Origin of the sequence: Citrobacter sp. CK198, assembly GCF_030333295.1 — a bacterium.
GTDB classification, from domain to species: domain Bacteria; phylum Pseudomonadota; class Gammaproteobacteria; order Enterobacterales; family Enterobacteriaceae; genus Citrobacter_B; species Citrobacter_B koseri.
The window spans coordinates 1-15,712 of the sequence record NZ_JAOWGE010000031.1; the positions used below are offsets into that span (position 1 = coordinate 1).

At 52.2% G+C, this 15,712-nt stretch carries 12 protein-coding genes; 7 read left to right on the forward strand and 5 right to left on the reverse strand.

The annotated features are described in order from the left end of the window. Nucleotides 1–34: 34 nt before the first annotated feature. Both dmsB and OGY62_RS12390 read left to right on the forward strand, forming a co-directional pair. The gene (gene dmsB / locus OGY62_RS12385) at nt 35–652 is read left to right on the forward strand and encodes a dimethylsulfoxide reductase iron-sulfur subunit DmsB (protein ID WP_012132456.1); all 618 of its coding nucleotides are present in this window, start codon (nt 35–37) and stop codon (nt 650–652) included. A gap of 1 nt (nt 653) precedes the next feature. Beyond that, nucleotides 654–1,517, forward strand: a complete 864-nt coding sequence (locus tag OGY62_RS12390; RefSeq protein ID WP_104868844.1) for a dimethyl sulfoxide reductase anchor subunit family protein — start codon at nt 654–656, stop codon at nt 1,515–1,517. A gap of 97 nt (nt 1,518–1,614) precedes the next feature. Here OGY62_RS12390 and ycaC read toward each other — a convergent pair whose 3' ends face one another. Then, entirely contained in the window at nt 1,615–2,241 is a 627-nt protein-coding gene (gene ycaC / locus OGY62_RS12395; protein ID WP_012133028.1) for an isochorismate family cysteine hydrolase YcaC, read from the reverse strand. 313 nt (nt 2,242–2,554) lie between these two features. Between ycaC and OGY62_RS12400 the strand changes: the two genes are divergently transcribed. Then, nucleotides 2,555–3,703, forward strand: a complete 1,149-nt coding sequence (locus OGY62_RS12400) for an MFS transporter (RefSeq protein ID WP_110494425.1) — start codon at nt 2,555–2,557, stop codon at nt 3,701–3,703. A gap of 78 nt (nt 3,704–3,781) precedes the next feature. On the opposite strand, the gene pflA is transcribed toward OGY62_RS12400, so the two are convergent. From pflA to ycaO, 4 genes are all read right to left on the reverse strand, one after another. Then, nucleotides 3,782–4,522 carry a pyruvate formate lyase 1-activating protein gene (gene pflA / locus OGY62_RS12405; protein ID WP_024130479.1) on the reverse strand — a complete coding sequence of 247 codons (741 nt, stop codon included), beginning with the start codon at nt 4,520–4,522 and terminating at the stop codon, nt 3,782–3,784. Nucleotides 4,523–4,713: 191 nt separating this feature from the next. After that, nucleotides 4,714–6,996: a formate C-acetyltransferase gene (pflB, locus tag OGY62_RS12410; protein WP_012133023.1), complete on the reverse strand. Its 2,283-nt coding sequence runs from the start codon at nt 6,994–6,996 to the stop codon at nt 4,714–4,716. Nucleotides 6,997–7,047: 51 nt separating this feature from the next. Next, nucleotides 7,048–7,908: a formate transporter FocA gene (focA, locus tag OGY62_RS12415; RefSeq protein WP_024130478.1), complete on the reverse strand. Its 861-nt coding sequence runs from the start codon at nt 7,906–7,908 to the stop codon at nt 7,048–7,050. Nucleotides 7,909–8,313: 405 nt separating this feature from the next. Beyond that, a complete protein-coding gene (gene ycaO, locus OGY62_RS12420) occupies nt 8,314–10,074 on the reverse strand; it encodes a 30S ribosomal protein S12 methylthiotransferase accessory factor YcaO (RefSeq protein WP_286460018.1) in 1,761 nt (586 codons plus the stop codon). Nucleotides 10,075–10,483: 409 nt separating this feature from the next. Here ycaO and serC point away from each other — a divergent pair, with 409 nt between their 5' ends. The 4 genes from serC to rpsA all read left to right on the forward strand — a co-directional run bounded on the left by serC (nt 10,484) and on the right by rpsA (nt 15,578). After that, nucleotides 10,484–11,572, forward strand: coding sequence for a 3-phosphoserine/phosphohydroxythreonine transaminase (gene serC, locus OGY62_RS12425; RefSeq protein ID WP_012133020.1), 1,089 nt, complete (start codon nt 10,484–10,486; stop codon nt 11,570–11,572). Nucleotides 11,573–11,642: 70 nt separating this feature from the next. Next, complete coding sequence (aroA, locus tag OGY62_RS12430; RefSeq protein WP_199977541.1) at nt 11,643–12,926, forward strand: 3-phosphoshikimate 1-carboxyvinyltransferase; 1,284 nt, start codon at nt 11,643–11,645, stop codon at nt 12,924–12,926. Between the two features lie 181 nt (nt 12,927–13,107). Next, nucleotides 13,108–13,791: a (d)CMP kinase gene (cmk, locus tag OGY62_RS12435; RefSeq protein WP_012133018.1), complete on the forward strand. Its 684-nt coding sequence runs from the start codon at nt 13,108–13,110 to the stop codon at nt 13,789–13,791. 113 nt (nt 13,792–13,904) lie between these two features. Beyond that, nucleotides 13,905–15,578 carry a 30S ribosomal protein S1 gene (gene rpsA, locus OGY62_RS12440; RefSeq protein ID WP_012133016.1) on the forward strand — a complete coding sequence of 558 codons (1,674 nt, stop codon included), beginning with the start codon at nt 13,905–13,907 and terminating at the stop codon, nt 15,576–15,578. Nucleotides 15,579–15,712 lie beyond the last annotated feature (134 nt).

Consider the following 15,712-nt stretch of genomic DNA (forward strand, 5'->3'; position numbering starts at 1 on the left):
CTCGTTCAGGTTGAGAAGGTATAAGGAGTAACCGATGACAACCCAATATGGATTTTTTATTGACTCCAGTCGTTGCACCGGTTGCAAAACCTGCGAACTGGCCTGCAAAGACTACAAAGATTTAACCCCGGACGTCAGCTTCCGCCGCATCTATGAATATGCGGGCGGCGACTGGCAGGAGGATAACGGCGTCTGGCACCAGAACGTCTTTGCCTACTATCTTTCCATTTCCTGCAACCACTGCGAAGACCCGGCCTGCACGAAAGTGTGCCCGAGCGGCGCGATGCACAAACGCGAGGACGGCTTTGTGGTGGTGGATGAGGACGTCTGCATCGGCTGTCGCTACTGCCATATGGCCTGCCCATACGGTGCGCCGCAGTATAACGCCGCCAAAGGCCACATGACCAAATGCGACGGCTGTCATGACCGCGTTGCCGACGGCAAAAAACCGATCTGCGTCGAGTCCTGCCCGCTGCGCGCGCTGGACTTTGGCCCGATAGAAGAGCTGCGGAAGAAACATGGCACGCTGGCGGCAGTTGCGCCGCTGCCGGGCGCGCACTTCACCAGACCGAACATTGTGATTAAACCCAACGCCAACAGCCGCCCGACCGGGGATACCACGGGTTATCTGGCAAATCCGAAGGAGGTGTAAGATGGGAAGTGGATGGCATGAATGGCCGCTGATGATCTTCACGGTTTTTGGTCAGTGCGTGGTCGGCGGTTTTATCGTTCTGGCTCTGGCGCTGATGAAAGGCGAGTTGCGTACCGAATCTCAACAGCGAGTGCTGACCGGCATGTTTGCTCTGTGGGTGCTAATGGGAATTGGCTTCATCGCGTCTATGCTGCATCTGGGGTCGCCAATGCGCGCCTTCAATTCGCTGAACCGCGTGGGCTCGTCGGCATTGAGCAATGAAATTGCCAGCGGCTCGCTCTTTTTTGCCGTCGGCGGGATCGGCTGGTTACTGGCGGTGCTGAAAAAGCTCTCTCCGGCGCTGCGTAATCTCTGGCTGGTTGTGACGATCGTGCTGGGCGTTATCTTTGTCTGGATGATGGTGCGCGTGTATAACAGCATTGATACCGTACCGACCTGGTACAGCATCTGGACGCCGCTGGGCTTCTTCCTGACGCTGTTTATGGGGGGGCCGCTGCTGGGTTATCTGCTGCTGCGTATTGCGGGCGTCGATGGCTGGGCGATGCGTCTGCTGCCCGTAATTTCAGTCCTCGCACTGGTGGTCAGCGCCATTATGTCAGTGATGCAGGGAGCGGAGCTGGCGACGATTCATAGCTCCATCCAGCAGGCTTCTGCGCTCGTACCGGATTATGGTTCGCTGATGGCCTGGCGTATTGTGGTGCTGGTCGTGGCACTGTGCTGCTGGATTGTGCCGCAGTTGAAAGGTTATCAACCTGCGGTACCGCTACTGTCGGTGGCGTTTATCCTGCTGCTGGTGGGGGAACTGATTGGTCGCGGCGTATTCTACGGGCTCCATATGACCGTGGGAATGGCGGTGGCGAGTTAATCCATAATATGCCGGATGGCGGCTCGCGCCTTATCAGGCCTACGGATCGTGTAGGCCTGATAAGCGAAGCGCCATCAGACAATATGTCCCTGGTCTTTTACTTCTGCTTAGTTAACGTGTCGTAGCTGGTCATCAGATTGCGATAATCAGGAATGTGATTAGAGAACAGCGTCGCCAGACCTTCGATATCATTACGCCAGTCGCGGTGTAACTCACACGCCACGCCAAACCATGTCATTAATTGCGCGCCAGCCTGCGACATGCGATCCCAGGCGGAGTGACGGGTAATTTCATTAAAGGTGCCTGACGCATCGGTCACGACAAACACATCGAACCCTTCTTCAATCGCAGAGAGGGCGGGGAAGGCCACGCACACTTCCGTGACAACCCCCGCAATGATGAGCTGCTTCTTACCTGTCGCCTTAACGGCTTTCACGAAATCTTCATTGTCCCACGCGTTGATGTTTCCGGGGCGTGCAATGTAGGGGGCATCGGGGAACTGTGCTTTCAATTCCGGCACCAACGGTCCGTTTGGCCCCGTTTCGAAACTGGTGGTAAGGATGGTGGGGAGGTTGAAATATTTGGCTAAATCGCCAAGTGCGAGAACGTTATTTTTGAATTTGTCAGGATCGATGTCTCGTACAAGAGACAGCAGCCCTGCCTGGTGATCAACTAAAAGAACCGCAGCATCATTTTTATCGAGACGAACGTAAGGCTTAGTCATTATCTTCTCCTGATGAGAGTTAGCGTTACATCAAAAGCCATTCCGGTGTGTTGTCTTCCCCAAAAGCATAGACCGGAAAAATGATGTTGCAGGAACCATGAAATTTTTCGACTGAACGAAACGCGGCAGTTTTGTTTTAGGTCAATTAAAACAATAACATGATGTTTATCAGACGCTGCTCTTTCATGCCATGAATCAGTATTTCAAATCGAAGGGCGGGAAAGCGCGTGATGCCGCGATTCGGGTAGATTGACAATGTTTTTGTTGGTGGCATGATGCGCATGAAATTTGAACTTCCTCACGGTTTTTATCCATGTCCATCTATACCCGGCCCGTCATGCTTTTGCTGTGCGGCCTGCTTTTGTTGACCCTGGCGATCGCAGTATTAAACACGCTCGTCCCCTTGTGGCTTGCCCAGGAAAGCCTGGCAACCTGGCAGGTCGGTATGGTCAGTTCGTCCTACTTTACCGGGAATCTGGTTGGGACGTTGCTTACCGGGTATTTAATCAAGCGCCTGGGCTTTAACCGCAGTTACTATATTGCCTCGCTCATTTTTGCGGCGGGTTGCGTAGGGCTGGGCATGATGATTGGTTTCTGGAGCTGGCTGGCCTGGCGCTTTGTTGCCGGCGTGGGCTGCGCCATGATTTGGGTCGTGGTGGAAAGCGCTTTGATGTGCAGCGGAACATCCCGTAATCGTGGGCGGTTACTGGCTGCGTACATGATGGTCTATTACGTGGGAACGTTTTTGGGGCAACTGCTGGTCAGTAAAGTTTCGACAGAATTAATGAGCGTTCTGCCGTGGGTAACCGGCATGATTCTGGCGGGCATTTTGCCGCTGCTCTTTACCCGTATCCTGAACCAGCAGTCGGAAGAACACGATACGACGCCGATTACGTCAATGCTGAGACTGCGTCAGGCGCGGTTAGGTGTAAACGGGTGCATTATTTCCGGGATTGTACTGGGATCGCTGTATGGCCTGATGCCGCTGTATCTTAATCATCAGGGGATTAGCAATGCGAGCATCGGTTTCTGGATGGCCGTGCTGGTGAGCGCCGGTATTTTAGGCCAATGGCCGATTGGTCGTCTGGCCGATAAGTTTGGTCGTCTTCTGGTGCTGCGTGTACAGGTCTTCGTGGTGATCCTCGGCAGTATTGCCATGCTGACTCAGGCTGCGATGGCGCCCGCCTTATTCATTCTGGGGGCGGCAGGCTTTACGCTCTATCCCGTCGCGATGGCCTGGGCTTGTGAAAAGGTAGAACGTCATCAGCTTGTGGCAATGAACCAGGCGTTGCTGCTCAGCTATACCGTAGGCAGCCTGCTTGGGCCGTCATTTACCGCGATGCTGATGCAGAATTACTCTGATAATCTGTTGTTTATTATGATTGCCAGCGTCTCGTTTGTTTATTTGCTTATGCTGCTGCGCAACGCAGGACATACGCCGACTCCTGTGGCGCACGTTTAATTTATGTGATCAGGTATGAAGTCTGTAGGCCGGATAAGACGCTTTCGCATCGCCATCCGGCGATACCGATAAAATAACTCAGTACATCACTTTATGACCGTACTGCTCAAGAATACCTTTTACGCGCTCCATGGTTTCTTTCTTCGGCGGTTTAACGCCATCAAGCTTGTATTCTTCGCCCATTGCGACCCATTTGTGTTTGCCTAACTCGTGATAGGGCAGCAGTTCGATTTTTTCAACGTTGCCCATATCGCGGGTGAATTCGCCCAAACGGTGTGCTGAGTCGTCATCGTCAGACCAGCCCGGCACCACAACGTAGCGAATCCAGGTCTTAATGCCCTTTGCGGAGATGTATTTGGCGAACTCCAGCGTGCGATGGTTGGATACGCCAACCAGATTCTGATGAATCTCGTCATTCATCTGCTTCAGGTCAAGCATCACCAGGTCGGTGACTTCCAGCAGTTCATCGATGACCGGATCGTAGCGGCGAACAAAGCCGTTGGTATCAAGACAGGTATGGATGCTTTCTTTCTTACAGGCGCGGAACCAGTCGCGAACAAACTCTGCCTGTAAGATCGCTTCGCCGCCGGAAGCCGTTACGCCGCCGCCGGATGCGTTCATAAAGTGGCGGTAGGTGACGACCTCTTTCATCAGATCTTCAACGGTAACTTCTTTGCCGCCATGCGTATCCCAGGTGTCGCGGTTATGGCAATACAGGCATCGCATCAGACAGCCCTGGAAGAACGTAATAAAGCGGATGCCCGGGCCGTCAACGGTGCCACAGGATTCAAAGGAGTGAATGCGACCAATAACTGACATTGCGGTGTTTCTCCAGATGTGGCCCATCCGGGGCCGTGTTAGTGCACAGTTATTAACTGTGTCGAGTCTGTTTTGGCAGTCATCCATTGAGTATAGATAGCTGGCGAAAGAGACTTAGTTGTTAAAAAGGCCCCACTTACGTGGAGCCTTTATTGTACGCTTTTTACAGTACGATTTCAGTCAAAACCCAATTACATGGTCTGAGTGAAGGTACGAGTAATAACGTCCTGCTGTTGTTCTTTCGTCAGGGAGTTAAAACGTACTGCGTAACCTGATACACGGATGGTCAGCTGCGGATATTTTTCCGGGTGTTCCATCGCGTCCAGCAGCATTTCACGGTTCATCACGTTCACGTTCAGGTGCTGACCACCTTCGATGGACGCTTCGTGGTGGAAGTAACCATCCATCAGACCCGCCAGGTTGGTTTTACGTACTTCGTCGTCTTTACCCAGTGCGTTCGGAACGATAGAGAAGGTGTAAGAGATGCCATCTTTAGCGTAAGCAAACGGCAGTTTTGCAACGGAGGTCAGAGAGGCAACAGCACCTTTCTGGTCACGACCGTGCATTGGGTTAGCACCCGGTCCGAACGGCGCGCCAGCACGACGACCGTCTGGGGTGTTACCGGTTTTCTTACCATACACCACGTTAGAAGTGATGGTCAGAACAGACTGAGTCGGGATAGCGCCACGGTAAGTGGTCAGTTTCTGAATTTTCTTCATGAAACGTTCTACCAGGTCAACCGCCATGTCATCAACGCGAGAGTCGTTGTTACCAAACTGCGGGTATTCGCCTTCGATTTCGAAGTCTACAGCCAGGCCGTCTTCGTCACGAATCGGTTTAACTTTCGCATATTTGATTGCAGACAGGGAGTCAGCAGCAACGGACAGACCTGCGATACCACACGCCATGGTGCGGATAACGTCACGGTCGTGCAGCGCCATCAGAGAGGCTTCGTAGCTGTACTTGTCGTGCATGTAGTGGATAACGTTCAGCGCGGTGACATACTGTTTAGCCAGCCAGTCCATGAAGTGATCCATGCGGTCCATCACTTCGTCGAAGTTCAGAACGTCGCCTTTGATCGGTTCAGATTTAGGACCAACCTGCATTTTCAGTTTTTCATCAACGCCGCCGTTGATTGCGTACAGCATGGTTTTCGCCAGGTTTGCACGCGCACCGAAGAACTGCATTTGTTTACCAACAACCATCGGGCTTACGCAGCAAGCGATAGCGTAGTCATCGTTGTTGAAGTCTGGGCGCATCAGGTCATCGTTCTCGTATTGCAGAGAAGAGGTGTCGATGGACACTTTAGCGGCGAATTTCTTGAAGTTCAGCGGCAGTTTTTCAGACCACAGAACGGTGATGTTCGGCTCAGGAGACGGACCCATGGTGTACAGGGTGTTCAGGAAGCGGAAGCTGTTTTTGGTAACCAGAGTACGGCCGTCAACGCCCATACCGCCGATAGATTCAGTTGCCCAAATCGGGTCGCCAGAGAACAGTTCATCGTATTCCGGCGTACGCAGGAAGCGAACCATACGCAGTTTCATGACCAGGTGGTCAATCATTTCCTGTGCGTCTTGTTCGGTGATTTTGCCTGCTTTGATATCACGTTCGATGTACGCATCCAGGAAGGTGGATACGCGACCGAAGGACATTGCTGCACCGTTCTGAGACTTAACAGCGGCCAGGTAGCCGAAGTAGGTCCACTGGATAGCTTCCTGAGCGTTGGTAGCCGGACCAGAGATATCACAGCCATATTTAGCCGCCATCTCTTTGATCTGACCCAGCGCGCGGTGCTGTTCAGCAATTTCTTCACGCAGACGGATAGTCGCTTCCAGGTTTACGCCGTTTTCCAGGTCAGACTGCAAAGAGACGAACTGGGCGTATTTGTCTTTCATCAGGAAGTCGATACCGTACAGCGCAACGCGACGGTAGTCACCGATGATACGGCCACGGCCATACGCATCTGGCAGACCAGTCAGAACACCAGATTTACGGCAGTTCAGAATGTCTTTGGTATAAACATCGAATACACCCTGGTTGTGGGTTTTGCGGTATTCGGTGAAGATTTTTTTCAGCATTGGGTCCAGCTCGCGATTGTACGCTTTGCAGGAACCTTCAACCATTTTGATACCACCGAACGGGATGATCGCACGTTTCAGCGGAGCTTCAGTTTGCAGACCAACGATTTTCTCAAGCGCTTTATTGATGTAGCCAGCGTCGTGAGAAGTGATGGTAGAAGCAACGGAGGTGTCAAAGTCAACAGGCGCGTGAGTGCGGTTTTCCTGTTTAACGCCTTCCATTACGCTGTCCCACAGTGCAGTGGTCGCATTCGTCGCGCCAGCCAGGAAGGACTCATCACCCTCGTACGGAGTGTAGTTTTTCTGAATGAAGTCACGGACGTTTACTTCATTCTGCCAGTCACCTTTGGTAAAACCTTCCCAGGCTGTGGCTAACTTTTCATTAAGCTCGGACATGTAACACCTACCTTCTTAAGTGGATTTTTTATTTACTGCGTATAACGCTCATCAGCAATGATGATCGTCGCCACGCAGGTAAATGACCCAGTATGTCAACCCGACCAATAAACCGCCGCCGATAATGTTACCGATTGTGACCGGAATCAGGTTATCGGTGATGAAATTCATCACGGTCAGGTGAGAAAAACTTTCCGGACTGGAGCCCACTGCGGCCCAGAATTCCGGTGTGGCGAAGTCACGGATTACAATCCCCATCGGAATCATAAACATGTTTGCGATGCTGTGCTCAAAACCGCTGGCAACAAACATGGCGACGGGCAATACCATGATAAACGCTTTGTCCATCAGGCTACGACCCGAGTAGCTCATCCACACGGCCAGGCAAACCATCAGGTTAGCCAGGATACCCAGGCAGACAGCTTCAATAAAAGTATGATGCATCTTGTGGTCGGCGGTTTGCAGGACGTTAAGCCCCCATCCGCCGTTGGCGGTCATATACTCGCCGGAAAGCCACATCAACAACACAAAGAGCAGACAACCGATCAGGTTACCAAAATAAACGTTGAGCCAGTTTTTTGCCAGTTGGCCCCATGTGATTCGGCCGCTCGCTTTCGCGACAACAATCAGCACTGTTGATGTGAAAAGATCTGCGCCGCAGATAACACAGAGAATCAGCCCCAGCGAGAAGCAGATGCCTCCAACCAGTTTCGCCATACCAAAAGGCATTGTGCCTGTACCGGTTGTGGCGGTGATATAGAAAACAAAGGCAATGGAAATGAACACACCCGCGGTAATCGCCAGATAGAAAGTCTTCAGCGGATGTTTCGTTGCTTTATAGACACCTGCCTCTTCGGCCACTTTGGCCATTGCAGCAGGGAGTAATAGATCAAAAGGGTTGTCAGCTTTCACACTAACTCTCTCTTTATTAAGTCGGCGACGAGATACTAACAAAGCATTATAGATGAGAATTTGATATAGATCATATCTCGCCTGGCTTATAGGCCCGCAAGATGCGTGGTTTTTACGCGATTGCGGTGTAAATATTTGATTATCCAAATAAAAATAAATTTTAAAAATTATAAAGTGAGTTGAATTTTTTCGCTGAGCCTCCCCGGTGGCAGTTAATTAAAATGGAGTAATTGGCAAATAAAGTAACACCAGCACATTAATATCTGTAATATCAACTACCAATATTTAACCTTGTTATTACATTTATTTTCGTTTGCCAAAAAAATAAAAAAACAGGGCGCATAAAGCGCCCCGTAATATAGCTCAGTCGATTGTTTAAACCTACCTATAGTGGGTTATTCGCTTCTATTTTGACCAGTGAGCGGCCTTGGCGCGCTGCAATTTCTCATAGGCTTTCAGCAGGGACTGATGTGATGCGAAAGCATGCAGATCGCTATCAACCGCTTGCAGCCCATAAAATGCCGCTTCGCCGCTCAGTGCCGCGCTGGCCGCTTCAACAGCTTCGGCGCCATACATCCGAACGAAAGCATTCAGGTATTGCAGCGGTTCGCGGTCTTCTTCCTGCGCCAGAAGCAGCAGCGTTTGCAGACAGCGGTAGTAGTTCGCACGTTCAGCGCTAAAGATGGAGGCGTTGAATTCCATCGTCCACTCTGTCCAGATCAGCGCCTGCTCCAGATCGCCGCCAGCCAGCGCCAGCATTGCTTTAAGCTCACCGATGCGCAGGGTATACCAGCCATTATCCGGGCCTGTCGCCAGACCAAGTAACTCGCGCACGCGGGTAAAGTCATCAAAGCCTTCTTCATCTAATTGTTCAATCAGATTGAGGTAAGCCTCTTTCTCCCATGCGCTGCCCGGCAGGGCAAGGAGGGTTTCGCGCAGATGGCTTCCCATGCTGTTGTTGGCGAGCCACAGATCTTCTGCCGGATAAATATCAGACATGCCCGGCACAATAATGCGGCAGGCATAAACGCCGAGGTGCTCATAGTCGGCAATATAGACCTCTTTATCTTCCGCATTGAAGATTGCCATCAGCGTGGTGAACTCTTCTTCCGTGGTGCCGGAGAAACTCCAGTCAGCAAACGGGTAGTCGGCATCCTGCTTGAACAGATCCCAGGAGATCAAACCGCTGGAGTCAATGAAGTGCGTCTCAAGGTTGGTGTGTTCAGCCACTTCTTCGTCGTCGAACGTTGGCGGGGTAAAGACATCAAGATCTTTCAGCCCACGGCCTTGCAACAGCTCGGTGACGGTGCGCTCCAGCGCAACGCCGAAATCAGGATGCGCGCCGAAGGAGGCGAAGCAGGTGCCGTTGGCCGGGTTGAACAGGACGACGCAGATAACCGGATACTGACCGCCCAGCGAGCCGTCATAAGCGAAGATTGGGAAACCTTCCGCCTCCAGCTTAGCGATGGCCTCAACCACTGCCGGGTAGCGTGCCAGCACATCGGCTGGAATTTCCGGCAGGCTAATGCTTTCGGCGATGATGCGGTTTTTAACATGACGTTCGAACACTTCAGACAAACCCTGCACACGCGCTTCGTTGCGGGTGTTACCGGCCGACATCCCGTTGGAAACGTACAGGTTGCCGATAATGTTCATCGGAATATACACGGTGTGATTATCAGACTGGCGGGTAAACGGCAGGCCGCAGATACCGCGATCTTCGTTACCGGATTGCAGGTCGATAAGCATGCTTCCAGCCAGCTCGTTTTCCGGGTCGTAGAACGCGCGCAGACGGTCATCCAGTAACCCTTCCGGCAGGGCGTCGTCATCGGTTAACGGGAACCATTTTTCATTCGGATAATGCACGAACGGGCCATTGGCGATGGTTTCACCCAGCCAGAAATCGGCGAAGAAATAGTTGGTGGACAGACGCTCAAAATATTCACCCAGCGCGGAAGCCAGCGCGGCTTTTTTGGTTGCGCCTTTGCCGTTGGTAAAGCACAACGCGCACTCTTTGTCGCGAATATGCACAGACCAGACGTTAGGCACCGGATTCAGCCAGGAGGCCTCTTCAATATGAAAACCGAGGTCGAGCAGTTTTTGCTGGAAGCGAGCGATGGAATCTTCCAGGGCGGCGTCTTTGCCGGGGATAAATGTTTGCGTCATGAAAATCACTTTTGTCGTACGGAAAGCGCGCAATGATACGGGTTTTATGTTGACGGCGCTATCGCCGCCGCCCCGGCAGCGTAAATAAAAGTGCGTAGTAGCGTCGTTCCTGTGAATGCCGGGGATCGTCAATGACGCCCGCGCGGCGCAAATCCAGAATGGTCGAAGGCCAGCCGGGTAAAACGGGCTACCTGACAGCGAATCTATCGGTTTTATGTCGTCAATCCGATAGATTCTGTTGTGTGACGTAGCGCGCATTTTTGGCCTGATGAGTTTTACCCATTGCGGCGCGTGTCACTGAATGATAAAACCGATATCCACAGGAATAACTTATACCCAATATCCGTCGTCCTGCCTTGCGCAGACGTCCGGGTGTTGAGGCGATAATAACGCAACGTGGTGAGGGGAAATGGCTCAGGTCTTCAATTTTAGTTCAGGTCCGGCAATGCTACCGGCGGAAGTGCTTAAACTGGCTCAACAGGATCTGCGTGACTGGCACGGTCTTGGCACGTCAGTAATGGAAATTAGCCACCGTGGCAAAGAATTTATCCAGGTCGCAGAGGAAGCGGAACAGGATTTTCGCGATCTCCTCAGCATCCCCTCCAACTACAAAGTATTGTTCTGCCACGGCGGCGGCCGTGGGCAGTTTGCGGCAATTCCGTTAAATATTCTGGGCGATAAAACGTCGGCGGATTACGTTGATGCCGGTTACTGGGCGGCCAGCGCCATCAAAGAAGCGAAAAAATACTGTTCGCCAAACGTGATTGACGCCAAAGTCACGGTTGACGGTCTGCGTGCGGTCAAACCGATGAGCGAGTGGCAGCTTTCTGATAACGCCGCTTACGTTCATTATTGTCCGAACGAGACTATCGACGGCATCGCAATTGATGAAACGCCGAATTTTGGTTCGGATGTCGTTGTGGCTGCGGATTTCTCATCCACAATTCTTTCCGCGCCGCTGGATGTGTCGCGTTATGGCGTGATCTACGCCGGGGCGCAGAAAAACATCGGCCCGGCGGGGCTGACAATTGTGATCGTGCGTGAAGATCTGTTAGGTAAAGCGAACATCGCTTGCCCGTCTATCCTTGATTACACCGTGCTGAACGACAACGACTCGATGTTCAATACCCCGCCGACCTTTGCCTGGTATCTTTCTGGCCTGGTGTTCAAATGGCTGAAAGCGCAGGGCGGCGTTGCGGCGATGAACAAAATCAATCAGCAAAAAGCGGAACTGCTGTATGGCGTGATTGATAACAGTGATTTCTACCGTAACGATGTGGCGAAATCGAATCGTTCACGTATGAACGTGCCTTTCCAGCTAGCGGACAGCGCGCTTGATAAAGTCTTCCTGGAGGAGTCTTTCGCTGCGGGTCTGCATGCGCTGAAAGGCCATCGCGTGGTGGGCGGAATGCGCGCCTCTATCTATAACGCAATGCCGCTTGAAGGCGTGAAGGCGTTGACGGATTTCATGGTCGATTTCGAGCGTCGCCACGGCTAATTCGTTTTCTTTTTTCATCCCCACAGCCAGCCTGTGGGGTTTTTATTTCTGTTTTTGAGAGTTGAGTTTCATGGAATCCCTGACGTTACAACCCATCGCGCGGGTCGATGGCACCATCAATCTGCCTGGCTCCAAGAGTGTTTCGAATCGCGCTTTGTTACTGGCGGCATTAGCAAGCGGCACCACTGTTCTGACAAACCTGCTGGACAGCGATGATGTTCGCCATATGCTGAACGCGCTGAGTGCGTTGGGGGTCAGTTATACCCTTTCCGCCGACCGTACCCGCTGTGAAATTACCGGGCTGGGCGGCGTATTACATGCTGAAGGCGCGCTGGAACTGTTCCTGGGCAATGCGGGAACGGCGATGCGTCCGCTTGCCGCCGCGCTGTGCCTGGGGGCAAATGATATCGTGCTGACCGGTGAGCCTCGCATGAAAGAGCGCCCGATCGGTCATCTGGTCGATGCGCTGCGTCAGGGCGGTGCGAAGATTGATTATCTGGAGCAGGAAAACTATCCGCCTCTGCGTCTGCGCGGCGGTTTTAGCGGCGGTCACGTTGAGGTTGATGGCAGCGTCTCCAGTCAGTTCCTCACCGCGCTGCTGATGACCGCGCCGCTTGCGCCGCAGGATACGACGATCGCAATTAAAGGCGATCTGGTGTCCAAACCGTATATCGACATCACGCTGAACCTGATGAAAACATTCGGCGTTGAGGTTGAGAACCAGAATTACCAGCGTTTTGTGGTGAAAGGGGAGCAGCAGTATCGTTCACCGGGTCAATATCTGGTGGAAGGCGACGCGTCATCCGCTTCTTATTTCCTTGCCGCTGGCGCCATTAAAGGCGGAACGGTAAAAGTGACGGGGATTGGCCGCAACAGTATGCAGGGCGATATCCGCTTTGCCGACGTACTGGAGAAGATGGGCGCCACCATCACCTGGGGTGATGACTTCATTGCCTGTACGCGCGGTGAACTGAACGCTGTGGATATGGACATGAACCATATCCCGGATGCGGCGATGACCATCGCCACGGCGGCGTTGTTTGCTAAAGGCACCACCACGCTGCGTAATATCTATAACTGGCGTGTGAAAGAGACTGACCGCCTGTTTGCGATGGCGACGGAACTGCGTAAAGTCGGCGCTGAAGTGGAAGAGGGGCATGATTTCATTCGTATCACGCCACCGGCTCAGTTGCAGTTTGCCGAAATCGGCACCTATAACGATCACCGTATGGCGATGTGTTTCTCGCTGGTCGCGTTGTCGGATACGCCGGTGACGATTCTCGATCCGAAATGTACCGCTAAAACCTTCCCGGATTACTTCGAGCAACTGGCGCGTATTAGTACGCCTGCCTGATAAAAGTAAAACATTGTCATCTTTTGGGCTGGCTCTTCGCCAGCCCGCTATAATTGCGCAAATCTTCCTCATCTGATGACAGACAAAATGGGTTTTTGCATACAAAGATAACGATTGTGAGCGTTGGCGCGTATAATGCGCGGCGTTCACGTTAACGGTATGCCTGTTTAAGGAGAAAAAGATGACGGCAATTGCCCCGGTAATTACCATTGATGGCCCAAGCGGTGCAGGTAAAGGCACCTTGTGCAAGGCAATGGCGGAAGCATTGCAATGGCATCTGCTGGACTCGGGCGCGATTTATCGTGTACTGGCGCTGGCGGCCTTACATCATCATGTTGATGTCACCTCTGAAGACGCTCTTGTACCGCTTGCGTCTCATCTGGATGTTCGTTTTGTCTCAACCAATGGCAATCTGGAAGTCATTCTGGAAGGGGAAGATGTGAGCGGGGAAATCCGCACGCAAGAAGTCGCGAACGCGGCATCTCAGGTCGCTGCATTCCCGCGCGTGCGCGAAGCGCTTTTGCGCCGCCAGCGTGCGTTTCGCGATGCGCCAGGGTTGATTGCCGATGGCCGCGACATGGGAACGGTGGTATTCCCTGATGCGCCAGTAAAAATTTTCCTGGATGCGTCTTCTGAAGAACGCGCTCACCGCCGTATGCTACAGTTGCAGGAGAAGGGCTTTAGTGTTAACTTTGAACGCCTTTTGGCCGAGATAAAGGAACGTGACGACCGCGATCGTAATCGCGCTGTCGCGCCACTGGTTCCTGCTGCCGATGCTTTAGTTCTGGATTCTACCCGATTAAGCATTGAGCAAGTGATTGAAAAAGCGTTACAATACGCGCGCCAAAAACTGGCACTCGCTTAAGTGCGACCGAATTTGTAGTACCCCCGCTGCAATGGATTGACAGTGGGTATGTGAAACAACCCCATCCGGCATGGAGCCAGGTGGACGTTAAATATGAAACCTGAAGATTAAACATGACTGAATCTTTTGCTCAACTCTTTGAAGAGTCCTTAAAAGAAATCGAAACCCGCCCGGGTTCCATCGTTCGCGGCGTTGTTGTTGCTATTGATAAAGATATCGTACTGGTTGACGCTGGTCTGAAATCTGAATCCGCCATTCCGGCTGAGCAGTTCAAAAACGCCCAGGGCGAACTGGAAATCCAGGTTGGCGACGAAGTTGACGTTGCTCTGGATGCAGTAGAAGACGGCTTCGGCGAAACCCTGCTGTCCCGTGAAAAAGCGAAACGTCACGAAGCCTGGATCACGCTGGAAAAAGCTTACGAAGATGCTGAAACTGTTACCGGTGTTATCAACGGCAAAGTTAAGGGCGGCTTCACTGTTGAGCTGAACGGTATTCGTGCGTTCCTGCCAGGTTCCCTGGTAGACGTTCGTCCGGTGCGCGACACGCTGCACCTGGAAGGCAAAGAGCTTGAATTCAAAGTCATCAAGCTGGATCAGAAGCGCAACAACGTTGTGGTTTCCCGTCGTGCCGTTATCGAATCCGAAAACAGCGCAGAACGCGATCAGCTGCTGGAAAACCTGCAAGAAGGCATGGAAGTTAAAGGTATCGTTAAGAACCTCACTGACTACGGTGCATTCGTTGATCTGGGTGGCGTTGACGGCCTGCTGCACATCACCGACATGGCATGGAAACGCGTTAAGCATCCGAGCGAAATCGTAAACGTTGGCGACGAAATCACTGTTAAAGTGCTGAAGTTCGACCGCGAGCGTACTCGTGTATCTCTGGGCCTGAAACAGCTGGGCGAAGATCCGTGGGTAGCTATCGCTAAACGTTATCCAGAAGGTACCAAACTGACTGGTCGCGTGACCAACCTGACCGACTACGGCTGCTTCGTTGAAATCGAAGAAGGCGTTGAAGGCCTGGTTCACGTTTCCGAAATGGATTGGACCAACAAAAACATCCACCCGTCCAAAGTTGTTAACGTTGGCGATGTAGTGGAAGTTATGGTTCTGGATATCGACGAAGAACGTCGTCGTATCTCCCTGGGTCTGAAACAGTGCAAATCCAACCCGTGGCAGCAGTTTGCGGAAACCCACAACAAGGGCGACCGTGTTGAAGGTAAAATCAAGTCTATCACTGACTTCGGTATCTTCATCGGCCTGGACGGCGGCATCGACGGCCTGGTTCACCTGTCTGACATCTCCTGGAACGTTGCAGGCGAAGAAGCAGTTCGTGAATACAAAAAAGGCGACGAAATCGCAGCAGTTGTTCTGCAAGTTGACGCAGAGCGTGAGCGTATCTCCCTGGGCGTTAAACAGCTTGCAGAAGATCCGTTCAACAACTGGGTTGCTCTGAACAAGAAAGGCGCTATCGTAACCGGTAAAGTCACTGCTGTTGACGCTAAAGGCGCAACCGTAGAACTGGCTGACGGCGTTGAAGGTTACCTGCGTGCTTCTGAAGCATCCCGTGACCGCGTTGAAGATGCGACTCTGGTTCTGAGCGTTGGCGACGAAGTTGAAGCTAAATTCACTGGCGTTGATCGTAAAAACCGCGCAATCAGCCTGTCTGTTCGTGCGAAAGACGAAGCTGACGAGAAAGATGCAATCGCAACTGTTAACAAACAGGAAGATGCAAACTTCTCCAACAACGCAATGGCTGAAGCTTTCAAAGCAGCTAAAGGCGAGTAATTCTCTGAAACTTCGGGTGTTTTATCCCGAAGTTTGATGAGTTTACTTGACAGATTACAAGATTCGTCCTGTAATCAAGCACTAAGGGCGGCTACGGCCGCCCTTAATCAATGCAACAACAGCAGCAGCCAATT

Excerpts from the sequence above, each read along its gene's own strand:
- rpsA (WP_012133016.1), top strand. The coding sequence starts at position 13,905 with ATGACTGAATCTTTTGCTCAACTCTTTGAAGAGTCCTTAAAAGAAATC.
- OGY62_RS12390 (WP_104868844.1), top strand. The coding sequence starts at position 654 with ATGGGAAGTGGATGGCATGAATGGCCGCTGATGATCTTCACGGTTTTT.
- ycaC (WP_012133028.1), bottom strand. The coding sequence starts at position 2,241 with ATGACTAAGCCTTACGTTCGTCTCGATAAAAATGATGCTGCGGTTCTT.
- dmsB (WP_012132456.1), top strand. The coding sequence starts at position 35 with ATGACAACCCAATATGGATTTTTTATTGACTCCAGTCGTTGCACCGGT.
- OGY62_RS12400 (WP_110494425.1), top strand. The coding sequence starts at position 2,555 with ATGTCCATCTATACCCGGCCCGTCATGCTTTTGCTGTGCGGCCTGCTT.
- aroA (WP_199977541.1), top strand. The coding sequence starts at position 11,643 with ATGGAATCCCTGACGTTACAACCCATCGCGCGGGTCGATGGCACCATC.
- ycaO (WP_286460018.1), bottom strand. The coding sequence starts at position 10,074 with ATGACGCAAACATTTATCCCCGGCAAAGACGCCGCCCTGGAAGATTCC.
- cmk (WP_012133018.1), top strand. The coding sequence starts at position 13,108 with ATGACGGCAATTGCCCCGGTAATTACCATTGATGGCCCAAGCGGTGCA.
- pflA (WP_024130479.1), bottom strand. The coding sequence starts at position 4,522 with ATGTCAGTTATTGGTCGCATTCACTCCTTTGAATCCTGTGGCACCGTT.
- pflB (WP_012133023.1), bottom strand. The coding sequence starts at position 6,996 with ATGTCCGAGCTTAATGAAAAGTTAGCCACAGCCTGGGAAGGTTTTACC.
- serC (WP_012133020.1), top strand. The coding sequence starts at position 10,484 with ATGGCTCAGGTCTTCAATTTTAGTTCAGGTCCGGCAATGCTACCGGCG.